Consider the following 12108-nt stretch of genomic DNA (forward strand, 5'->3'; position numbering starts at 1 on the left):
ACTGGGAATGACAGGAAGGAGGAGGGGAGTTTGTCAACACAGGATGAATTGTTCCGCAGCTCGAAGATTCAGTTCAAAAAGAAAGCCGTAGCGCGAACTGCATCGTTCTTTGATCGCCGGAGAGAGTGGTGATCTGACCAGCTGCGCCGCTGCTGAAATCGCCGTTTGGCTGCCCAAAGAGGGGCGTATTGGCCATATTGAAGACCTCCCAGCGAAACTCCAGATTGGCATGCTCGAGCGGGAACTCTCGCAACAACGCAGCATCGAAGACACTGGTATGCGGACCGCGCATCGTATTTCGGGCCAGATCTCCGACATAGCCGGAATTAGGAAGGCTATAGCTGTCCGTCAGGTGAGGCGCATCGACCCGACACGCCTGGTTCTGGCTGGCATAGAACCAGCAATCAACCTTTCCAACGGTATGCGGCTTGCCGATCAGGTTGGGGACATTCGTCGCTGCTCCGTAGGGATCGAGCGAGTTGCCGAGAGTGCTGCCTGCATTTATCTGGTAGGGAATTCCGCTGTAGAAGGTGTACACGCCCGAGGTACGGAAGCCTTCGAGGATGCCCCTTAAAAACGGTGCCTTGAGATAGCCGAAGTGAGGCTCGTAGATGTAATTGACGGAGACCCGGTGAGGCACATCGAAATCGCTCGGCCCATACCAGGCCCCTGGAGCGCGCCCGTTCGGAGCGCCTCCCGAGCCGTTCTCCAACTCTTCCGGACTATTGTCGAGGCTTCGCGAATAGGTGAAGGAGGCCCGCAGCGTGAGGCCGTTCTGCATCCGCCGGACCAGGCTGCCTTGCAGACCGTTGTAGTTTCCATAGCCGATGGGCGTCGTGTATTCGATGTAGCCGAAGTTCGGATACGGCACCAGTCCGGTGGAGTGGTTACCCACGATCAGTGGCTGGTTGTAGTCATAGATCAGGTCGAGATGGGTGGATTTTGTGCCCACGTAATCAAGCTGCAGCGTCCAGAAAGAGGCGATCTCGCGCTGAAACCCAAGGCTCCACTGCTGCACCGTAGGCGATGGTGCGTGCTGACTTACCGCGCGGATGTGAAAGCTCTGCAGGTTATTGCTGTTAATGCTGTTCGGATCGAGAAAGTCATTGGAAAACCCTTGCCTGGCAACGAGAGCTGGAACTCCCGCCGATGCCGTGACTTCCTTATTGAGCAGGAAAGGCGGATTCAGGGCCAACTCATCTTCGCTTCCAAAACGTTCAAACGAGGTGTAATACGTGCCGTACCCTACCCGAAGCACGGTCTTCGTGTCAGGCGAGTAGGCGAGAGCCACTCTCGGAGCAAAGTCCTTCTTATTGGGATCAACGAGCGCGCGATCGGCAAGGGACCCGGAGTGCGCAAATACGAGCGACCCTGCCCCGCTGGGATTAAAGTTGGCGAGACGGTTCTTGCCCTCCACGGGGGGCGTTGCGAACTCGTATCGCAAACCGAGATTCAGCGTAAGCCGCGGCAGGATCTTCCAGTCGTCCTGTAGAAATCCTGCGGCCATCCAGAGCCGCTGGTCCACAACGTCGTTATTGGTTAGCTGCACCTGGTTGACCAATCCGAGCAATCCGTCGGCGTAAGCGAAATGAGTGAAGGTAGATTCGAAATCCAACGAACCACGTACCGCTGCTTCATCCTGGAAGATGTTGCGCATCGGAGCTGACAGGGTCGCGCCGAATTTCAAATTATGCTTGCCCGTGGCGACTGCAAGTGTGTCGTTATATTGAAATTGTTGAGGAGCCTGTTCCTTGGGCAGATAGATCGGGGAGCCGATAAAAGCATAAGAGCTGCTGAACTTGATCAGCGGCAAACCGCCTCCCGCCGCGGCAACATCAGGAATGCCGGGAATATAGTCACCCGCGGTCTGTGGCAGCGAGAAGGGGAGCTGCTCGCTCAGAACGTGGTCCCGGATAAATCCAAAGCGAAGATCGTTCAGGACCGAGGGACGAAAGACATGAGTCCAACCGATCACAAAGCTGTTGGATTCGAGAAATAGATGTCCCCACGCTGAGTTCGTTGAGCCATCCGCCAGGCCTCCGAGATAGCCCGGAACCATGCGGCTGCGATTCGCATAGTTGTAGCGCCCAAAGATCACATTGTTCGTGGAGGGCGTCCAGTCGACGCGCTCGTCGTAGCTATCGTTGTTATCGATGGTGAGAGCGTTTCGCGCATAGTTATTCAAATCGCTCTGCCCTTGCGGATGCGGCACATTGGGCTGAGGAAAAAGCGCCATGACCGCCTGAATCGCAGGATCGAGATCGGCTGAGGGGATCTGGTTGTTCGCAAACGGCTGCCCTGTAGAGGGATTGACGATAATCGGATAGGTTACCCCTACCCTCGCAGCCGTTGCCGGGCTGAAATCTCCAATCCGTTCATTGGGCAGTGGGACAGTCGACGTACGGGAGACACCTTCCCGGATACGTGTCCCCTCATAATTCGAAAAGTAGAACAATTTGTTATGCCGAAGCGGGCCGCCGATACTTGCCCCGAATTGGTTCTGATTATTTTCCGGCCTTCTGAATCCATAGAGGTTAGAGAAAAAATCATTGGCATCGAAGTAGCTATTGCGAATGTATTCATAAAGTGCACCGTGAACAGCATTCGTTCCGCCCTTGGTATTGATCGATACCACTGCCCCCGGGCTCCGTCCATACTCCGCTGAATAAGGGTTCGTGATGATGTTGAATTGCTGAATCACATCCACCGAAGGATGCGCGACCTCCGTGCTCAACTCCTGAACATTCTCCGAGAACGTGTTGTTATCGATGCCGTCGAGAATAAAGTTGTTTTGCAGGGAGTGGACGCCGTTCACGTTGAAGTCGCCTGTGCGTCCAGGAGCACTGCTCCCCGCCTGTTCTGTGTAACGGCTGATCTGCACTCCTGGAACTGCGCGCAACAGATCGTCCCAGTTCCGGAGATAAAGAGGTGTATTGGCGATGACATCCTGATCGACCAGAGTGCTGATGGACGCATCATCCGGGGATAGACTGCTGTTGTCTTCGCGAACCTCGATCACCTGGTTAACGGTTTGCAGCCGCAGCGTGAAGTCTCGTCTGGACTTCCCCCCTACATTCAACTCGACGCTATCAATAGCAGTGGCAAATCCGTTTTCTTCGACTGTGACGGTATAGCTGCCAATTGGCATATTCAGAAACGTGTAGTAGCCAGAGCGATCCGTGCTCATCTCCCGGAGATAGCCGGTAGCACGGTTCAACGTCTTCACGTGGATGTCCGCCATCGCCGCGCCCGACGTATCCGCAACATGACCACTCAATCCAGCGGTATTAACTTGAGCGAAGAGAATACTGAAGCTGCAACAGGAGAGTAGTATTCCAGGCAAAAGCAGATTGAGGGCGCGTCTCATACATTTCCTCATGGTGCTGCCTCTGTGTGAACAGAGGATGAGGAGATCGGGAATGAAGTTTCGCCGATGTCTTCCTTCGGCTACAGATGACCTCTCCGAAAGACTGAGCCTGAATGTAGTTTATTCAATCGAGCAGCGCAAAACACCTGAAAACATCAACACCATATAAATTTAGCCCTATAGAAAGCGCTAGCCCGAGGGACCTCGAGCTAGCGCTTTATTCTGAGACTTCCGAGTTCCAGGGCAATGTTTACTGCTTCATCCAGCCATGGCGGGTCATCCACGTTGCCAGCAGGCTGGGCCATGCATCAGGGCCAGGAAGGTTCTGCGCGAGGACAACTCCGTGCGGGCCGTGCTCGAACAGATGCATCTCCGCGGAGACATGGTGGTCGATGCAGGCCTGGTAGAAGGCGACGCTATTTTGTACGGCGACAACGCCGTCGTCCGTGGTAGAGAAGAGGAATGCGGGTGGGGTGTCGGCGGTAACGTGCAGTTCGTTCGAGAGCAAGGTCTCTAAATCAGGCGTGGCGTCTGGGCCGAGGAGGCTCTCGTGCGAGCCGTGATGCGTGACGCCGGGGCGCATCGAGATCACAGGATAAGCGAGGATGCCGAAGTCCGGGCGGGCGCTGATGCTGTCGATCGCGTCCTGTGGAGGAAGGAGCGTCCGCTGGGACTGCGTCATGACGTAGGAGGCGAGATGGCCACCGGCGGAGAAGCCCCAGACACCGATCTTTGTGTCTGCGATGCCGAACTCCTTCGCTTTGGATCGCACCAGGCGAACGGCGCGCAGGCCATCTAGCATCTCAGCGGGGTAGCGATAGGGGTCCACGCGATAGTGTAGAACGAAGGCGGCGATGCCGTGCGATTGAAGCCAGAGCGCGACGGGCTTGCCTTCAGGCGCAGCGAGGTAGTGATAGCCGCCGCCCGGGATGACGAGAACTCCCGTGGCGGTGGGATTGTCGGAGGGGAGATAGACGTCGATCGAAGGCTGATCTTCGGCAGTAGCTCCGTGCGAGAGAGGCGCGGATGTGGGCCACAGTGGGATGGTGCTTTGCTGAGCAGCAGCTGACGAGCCATGGAGAATACTCCATGAGAGCGCAAGGAGGAGGATTTTTGGGACGCGTGGACGTGCTGCCGACATCGATGTTTTCACCGCAACTGCCTTTCGCAAGGATTGCCTGGGGATGGACCGCTCGTTGACCATGTTGAGGCGTCAGCGAGTAACCAGAAGCAGCACGACACCGTGCTTCGGGATGATGGGGTTGATGATATCGCTGAACGGCAGATCGGCGTTGGCCCAGACATTGCGGATGTGTGCGCCGGGCGATATACCGAGCTCGCGCAGATTGACGCGCATCGTGTGAGCAAGCTCGCCGCGATTGAAGAGCGCAATGGCCGTGCGGCCGTGGGACATGGGCTTCGTCCAGAGCTCATAGGGGCCGAGCGCGGACACACGATCCCCCTGTTTGCCAAGGCTGTCCTGGTCGATTGCGATGGCGTCTTTGTTCTCAAGGATAGCGAGATGCTCGGGCTTCATGTGGCGAAGGTCGTTGCCGGCGAGCAGCGGAGCGGCAAGGATAGCCCAGAGGCTCATGTGGGTTCTGTACTCGTCAAGCGTCATTCCGCCGTTGCCGACCTCAAGCATGTCGGGATCGTTCCAGTGTCCGGGGCCTGCGTAGCGGGAGAGACCGGCCTGCGAGAAGCCGATGAGAGCCATGCGATCGTACTTATCGGAGATGTCGCCAGTCGTGCGCCAGAGGTTGCCGCCGACCTCCGGGCCCCACTCCCAGACGTTGCTCATGCCGTACTGGCAAAGGCTGAAGACGATGGGACGGCCAGCCGCAACCAGGGCATCATGCATCTTGCGGTACGCCTCCTGCTGCGCGGCAAAGGCAGCAGGCGCGGCCTGGTCACCGTTACCGGCCACGGTGAGCTTATCGCCAAAGCTGCAGAGGTCGTACTTGAGATAGTCGATGCCCCAGGCGGCGTATGTTTTCGCATCCTGCATCTCGTGGCCGTAACTGCCTTCGAACTTCGCACAGGTCTTGAGTCCTGGTGAGGAGTAGATGCCAAGCTTCAGGCCACGTGTGTGGACGTAGTCGGCGAGAGTCTTCATGTCGGGAAAGCGATCGTTGCTCTGGATAGTGCCATCGGGGCGGCGAGTTCCCTGCCAGCCGTCATCGATGTTGACGTAGACATAGCCGGCATCGCGCATGCCATTGGCAACCATAGCGTCAGCCGCGGCGCGCACATCGGCGTCTGTCACATGCTGAAAGAAATGATTCCAGCTGTTCCATCCCATCGGTGGCGTGGGCACGAGGCTGGACTGTGCGATGCCGACGTGAGCGCAGAGAAGCACGGATGCGAGAATGGCGAGACGTTTCACAAACAGACGAGGCATGGATTCATCTCCTGGGGCTAGAGCGATACGATGGCTTCGGCAGAGGCTCCGTCCGAAAAGACCGAGGGCGTGCGTACTCGGGAAAGATCGTTGGCCGATAGAACGATGTGACGCGAGGACGCGCCGGAGACATGGAGCATGGAGGCCGCCTGCTGAGTGACACGGGCTCCCTGGATGAAGGCGTCGGACGTGTTGCGCAACTCGATGGCGGCTTCTGTTGAGGATGGGGCGGACATGGTAAGTCCACAAAGTTCGAGATCGTGCACCTCATCACAGACGATGGCGGGACGCTCCTCTGGCAAGTCAGTTCTGAACTCAGTGTTCTTGATGCGGATCTCGCGTGCATGGCGTACGTAGACTCCGGAGGCGGGGAGCCGTCCGAACATGCGGGCTTCGGGGTAGCGTTCGGCGTATTCAGGAATCTCGGCGTGTGTCCAGGCAGCGCTGCCGTGTTCGGACATGCGGAAGCTGGAGTTCGCAATGACCACATCTTCGACAGGCATGTCGGGCAGGCCTGTGATGGAACTGGTGAGCAGCGCACCAGTTGCGTGGATCTGCTCAAAGCGAATGCCCCGAAGAAAGGATCCTTGCGCGGGCTTGCGGCGTCCGAGGCGCACGAATAGAGGCGTACGGGCGTTCTCCATCTGGATGTTGGAGATGAGGACACCACTCATGCTTCCGCCGTCAACGACCTCAAGCGCGATGCCCGACGTGGCACGTTCATTGAGCGGAGTAGTGGATTCGTTGTAGATCACCGAGTTGCTGAAGACGATGTTCTCGACGCGGCCGTGGGTTGAGGTACCAACCTTGAAGCCGTTGCAGCAAGTGGAGAGCACGCAGTTAGTAACGGTGATGTTCTTTGTCGGAAGCAGCTCGCCATAGGGGTTCTCGCTCTTGATGCAGATGGCGTCGTCCCCAGTAGCGATGTCGCAGTCGGAGACGAAGACGTTGCGACAGGCAGTGATATCCATGCCGTCGGTGTTAGGCGCGTAGATGGGGTTTCGGACGCGGATGCCGCGGATAAGAACGGTCTCACAGGCGACGGGGCGAAGGGTCCAGCCGGGAGCGTTCGTCAGGGTCACACCTTCGATGCGAACATTGCGGCAACGGGCCAACTCGATCATCGGCGACGGGCGGCGTGGCGTGGCGGGCTCGTAGTCCCAGGCGATGACGTCGCCCCAGAGATCTTCAGGGCGCGGAGTGGAACGGCCTTTGCGATGCCAGAAGGCGGAGCCACCTCCGTCGATGGTTCCGTGGCCGGTGATGGCGATGTCTTCAGCGTCAAGAGCGAAAAGAAGATGGTGGCCATTGGAATCACCTTCGACGGGAGGACCGGGTCTGTACTCGTAATCTTCCACGCGTGGGCTGCCACGGAGAATGGCTCCGGCCTCAAGGTGAAGAGTCACGTGGCTGCGAAGGACGAGGCCACCAGAGAGGAAGTCGCCGGGGGGAATCACGACCACACCTCCTCCAGCGGCAGCAGCCTGATCGACCGCTTTCTGCAGGGCGTTGGTGTTGAGGGTATGACCGTCACCACGGGCTCCGGTGTCGCGAGGATCGACGAACTTCTGAGCAAGTCCGGAGTACGCGAAGGCGCCAGCAGAGAGCTGGAGGAAATCGCGGCGTGGGATGGGGTTATTGAGTCGCATGAGATTGCCTTAGCCTCGAAATTCAATACCGTATCTGGTTTCCCTCACACCATTTCCGGTGCTGCGGATCGCAGCGTCAGCACGAGTTGGCGTGTGCCGAGGCGAGGGTGCTTTGCCTTGAGAACGACGGTGCCGGGACGCTGTTGCGCTCGGATCCAGACAGCTCCTGTGCCACCGACCAGCGAGAAGGGATTATCACCGATCAGATTGGCGGGCCCGTTGAGTTCGAACTGGATAGCATCGTTGGCGATGGGACGGATGCGGCCATACTCGTCGGTGACGCGCAGGACAACGCGTGTGCAGTCAGCACCGTCGGCGATAAGTTCCTGATCGTCACCAAGAAGCTCGAAGCGGCGATCGACGCCGCGTCCGGAGCATCTCTTCGAGATAACCTGTTTGCCCTGAATGAAACCGTCGATACGGAGATCGCCCCAATCGCGGATCGCCTTCTTATCGAGCAACACCGAGAAGGGCGCATAGCGCAGATGCGGGAACTGATCGCGGTCCGGGTTGGCTTCTGCCAACTGCTGGAAGCCTTTGCCGCTATCGAGGAAGAGCTTCACGTGATCGCAGTTGGAGCAGATGAGCGCTACGGTGAATCCCGTGTCCTCGTCGTTGCGTGCCCAATGGAATGCAGGCTCGAGCACGATCTCCTCTTCGGGGTCGCACTGGGACTTATAGAACCCCGCAGCGGGCTTGGGGAGACGGAAGATGTCGGAGACACCGTGATAGCAGATGCGATCTCCGCTGCCGAAGTTGAAGTGCGTGTTGTAGTCGAAGGCGCACCAGCCGATGCCTCCGGAGAATTTGGGATCGGACGCGATCTGGTCGTGAATTCTCGCATGCCGCAGGGTGTGCTCGCGCTGGCGCGCGGAGTTGTCGGTCGAACGAGTGGGAAAGGTGTGGCCGACAAACTCGGTGTTGAGATAGAGCGGCGCAACGGGCGCGTGCAGCGGATAACCGAAGTCGTTGTTCGTGTAGACGTCTTCGAGAAGCTCAGACTTCAGGTTGGAACGGATGCCGCCAGTCTGACGCGTTTTATCGAGAGCGCGTGCAGCAGCGTTGGTGCGCACGTAAAAGTCATGATCATCCTTCGACTCGTTAATACGTACTCCCCAGAGAATAATCGACGGATGGTTCCAGTCGCGGCGAATCATGCGAGGGACGTTGTCGACGGCTATATCCTGCCAGGCCTTGTCGCCGATGTGCTGCCAGCCGGTGATCTCCTCAAGCACCATGAGGCCGAGCTCATCGCAGGCATCGAGGAAGTGGCGGGATTGCGGGTAGTGCGAGGTCCGCACGATGTTGCACTTCAATTCATGGCGGAGGATATAAGCATCGCGCCGCTGCACTCGTGCGGGCATCGCCTGTCCGACAAAGGGAAACGTCTGGTGCCTATCAAGGCCTCGCAGCTTCACGATGTGGCCGTTCAGAGAAAAGCCTTCGGGTGTGAATCGCGCCTCGCGGAATCCGATTCGCCTCGTGTCCTCATCGAGGACGCTGCCGTCGTGAAGCAGACGCACGTGCACCTCGTAGAGCTTCGGTTTGCGTAGATCCCAGAGCTCGATTCCTGTGAGGTGTTCTAGGCGCAGAATCTGCGACGGTATCTTGGATTCGCGGACGCGTAGGGACAGAGGTGCGGACTGCTTGGCGAGGACCTTATCTCCATCACGAAGCTCTGTCTCGATCAGGAGACCGGACGATTCCTTCGTAGGCCTCTCAAAGAAGCACTCGACCTCGAGACTCGGTGAGGCGGAGAGTGGATCGATGGCACGGGCGACGAGGTTTTCGAGAAAGACATCGGGGACGATGCGTAGATTGACCTCACGATAGATGCCGCCGAAGGTCATGTAATCGACCTCGTAGCCGAAGGGAGGGATGTCCTTGCGTTCGGTGGAGTCAAGATGCACAGCGAGAACGTTGCCCGCGTCCCAGCGCAGATGAGGCGTGAGCTCGAAGGAGAAGGGTGTGTAGCCTCCCTTATATTCTCCGAGCGGATGGCCGTTGATCCAGACGGTGCTGGCGGTCATCGCACCCTCGAAGTCGACGAAGACGCGATGACCGCGCGCGCCAGCAGGCAGGCGGAAGTGGCGCCTGTAGGTTGAGATGAACTCGTACTCGGCATCGTCGAAGCTATGCCAGGGGAGCATCTTGTTGGTGTGGGGCAGAACGACGGTGGTGAACGCTTTGTCGTTGAAGCCAATCTCGGTATCGCCTGGAGCTGTCGCAGGATGGAAGAGCCAGCCGCGGTTCATGGGGATGTGGCGACGCGACGCGGCGTGGAGGCCGATCTGTGCGTGTGTTGCGGGACCGATCAGTGCTGCTCCAGCGGCGAGACCGGAGGACTTGAGGAAGTTTCTGCGATTCATCTTTGCTCCTGCATCGTGCGATCGAGCAAGCCCATCTCGAACGTCAGCGTGGCCCCGCGAAGGATATCGCGATGGCTGAAGCTCCAGCCCGTTTGCGCGTGGCCGTCGAGGTCGACCGACTTGACGTAGATACGGTCGGCTGAGTTGTTGTGGGCTGCGATCGTAAAGCGCTTTCCGTTTTCGAGATGGATCACAACGCGCGAAAAGAGAGGCGAGCCGATGCTGTAGCTCGGCGTCCCGGGGCACACCGGATAAAAGCCCATCGCACTGAGGACGTACCAGGCTGACATCTGGCCTGCGTCATCATTGCCCGGGAGGCCGTCCGGGCCGGAGCCGAACTGCGTATTCAGAAGCTCGCGAACGCGCTGCTGGGTCTTCCCGGGCGCGCCGGCGAAGTTGTAGAGATAGGCGATGGCATGGCCTGGTTCATTTCCCTGGTCGTACAGCTTCGCTGTGAAGAGGCCATCGAGCTTGGAGATAAAAGTCTCGCGGTCGCCCATTGCATGAATCAAACCATCAACATCCTGAGGCACAAAGAAGGTGTATTGCCAGGGGTTCGCTTCAGTGACGTACGTCGCAGGCTTGCCCGGATCGAATGGGGTGATCCAGGAGCCGTTTGCGTAACGCCCTCGTACGAACCTGGTTTCGAGATCGAAGACATTCTTCCAACTGTTCGAACGCTTCAGCAGGAGTGTGGCATCGTCGGTATGTCCGAGAGCGGTGGCGAACTGACCGGCCACATAATCGTCGTAGGCATATTCAAGGGTGCGGGATACCTGTTCGCGCTGATGGAATGCGTCGAGAACCTCGTCTTCGAGCGGGATGTAACCGTACCGCTGATACGAAGTCAGTGCGCGACGGCCCATTCCTTCGACGTACTGTTCGCGGGGTGGAGTGATGAACGCGTTCTGGCGGACAAGACGATAAGCTTCCGGAACGTCGAAGTTGCGAATGCCCTTTACGTAGGCGTCGTAGATCACCGCGACCGTGTGATCGCCAATCATCTCGGAGGTGTAGCTGTTCCAGGTGGGGAAGATGGGAAGAAAACCACCCTGCTGCCCCTTGTCGACGAGGCTCTGGACCATCTGTCCGTCACGCTGGGGATCGAGAATCGTGAGCAAGGGATGGAGCGCGCGGAAGGTGTCCCACAACGAGAAGTCGTCGTAATAATCGGTGCCCGCAGGCGCGTGATGCAGGCGGCCTTCACCGGCGAAGCCGTTGTAGGTTCCATCAGCGTCACTGACGATGCGGGGGGCCAGAGAAGCGTGAAATAGCGCGGTATAGAAGATCGTTCGTTGTGCTTCTGTTCCTCCCTCGACCTCGATGCGGCTGAGATACTGGCGCCAGGTTGCTTCTGCGCTGTTGCGGACGGCATCGAAGTTCGAGTCGGGCTCCTCAGCAGAGAGATTTCGCTCGGCCTCGGCAATACTTGTAAACGAGGTGCCGATGCGAACGATGACGCTCTGGGGCGTATTGTTCGCGAGGGTGACGTAGGCCCCGAGACGATTGCAGCCGGAGCTTTGCTGTTGCGCATGCTTCGTTACTGCCTCGCCGCACCAGGTGCCGAAGTCCTGGATCGGTTCCTGAAGCTTGATGACGAAGTAGCCACTAAAGCCCGCCGGCTTTCCGGCCCCCTGATAGATGCGAACGACAGGGTTGTATCCAACGATCTCGCCGGTTTTAGGGCGTACTTCGACGAAGCCCTGTCCGGGACGGACGTTGGGTTCGATGAGAATATTGCGGCGGCCTGTGCTGGGGAAGGTAATGCGCATCATGCCGGCGCGTGTGGTCCCGGCGAGTTCTACCTGCAGGTTGTAGTCATCCAGATGCACGGAGTAGTAGGCGGGCGACATCACTTCAGACGTGTGCTGGAAGCGTGAGGCGCGCTGCTCGGGGCTGACCTTCAGTTCGCCCACCGTAGGCATCACGGTTACGCTGCCGTAGTCCTGGGTGCAGCTTCCGCTCAACCAATGGCTGCCGCGAAATCCGGTGATCTTCGTGTCGTTGTAGTAGTAAGGGGCAACGCATTTTGCCTCGTTACTGCGCGTCTCGGGAGTCCAACCGGTCATGCCAAAAGGCACTCCGACGACCGGGTAGGTCTGTCCGTCATGGCTCGTCCCAATGCGGGGATCGACCATCTTGAACGGATCGGACGCATGCTCTGACGCCACACATGGAATAGCCGTGCCCGCAATCAGGCAGGCGACACCAGCGATGACTCTGAGCCCTCTACCGGCTACACCCTGGAATCTTCTTTTAACCTGCTTCATCAACCGGTACTCTATCCTCACTGTGCGCTCTGGCCTCCACTCCCATTCTTAC

At 58.3% G+C, this 12108-nt stretch carries 6 protein-coding genes; all 6 read right to left on the bottom strand.

From position 1 onward, the window contains the following. Positions 1–73: 73 nt before the first annotated feature. Complete coding sequence (locus ACIX8_RS16940; protein WP_014266598.1) at positions 74–3367, bottom strand: TonB-dependent receptor; 3294 nt, start codon at positions 3365–3367, stop codon at positions 74–76. Positions 3368–3617: 250 nt separating this feature from the next. Beyond that, the gene (locus tag ACIX8_RS16945) at positions 3618–4508 is read right to left on the bottom strand and encodes an alpha/beta hydrolase (RefSeq protein ID WP_044176950.1); all 891 of its coding nucleotides are present in this window, start codon (positions 4506–4508) and stop codon (positions 3618–3620) included. A gap of 72 nt (positions 4509–4580) precedes the next feature. Continuing rightward, positions 4581–5768 carry a glycoside hydrolase family 27 protein gene (locus tag ACIX8_RS16950; RefSeq protein ID WP_014266600.1) on the bottom strand — a complete coding sequence of 396 codons (1188 nt, stop codon included), beginning with the start codon at positions 5766–5768 and terminating at the stop codon, positions 4581–4583. Between the two features lie 17 nt (positions 5769–5785). Continuing rightward, a complete protein-coding gene (locus ACIX8_RS16955; protein ID WP_014266601.1) occupies positions 5786–7417 on the bottom strand; it encodes a glycoside hydrolase family 28 protein in 1632 nt (543 codons plus the stop codon). A 44-nt stretch (positions 7418–7461) separates the two neighbouring features. Further along, positions 7462–9786 (bottom strand): glycoside hydrolase family 2 TIM barrel-domain containing protein, encoded by a 2325-nt coding sequence (locus ACIX8_RS16960; protein WP_014266602.1) that lies wholly within the window; start codon positions 9784–9786, stop codon positions 7462–7464. Beyond that, entirely contained in the window at positions 9783–12056 is a 2274-nt protein-coding gene (locus tag ACIX8_RS16965; protein WP_150110644.1) for a GH92 family glycosyl hydrolase, read from the bottom strand. Before ACIX8_RS16965 ends, ACIX8_RS16960 begins: the two co-directional genes overlap by 4 nt. Positions 12057–12108 lie beyond the last annotated feature (52 nt).

This window comes from Granulicella mallensis MP5ACTX8 (assembly GCF_000178955.2).
Lineage (GTDB): Bacteria > Acidobacteriota > Terriglobia > Terriglobales > Acidobacteriaceae > Granulicella > Granulicella mallensis.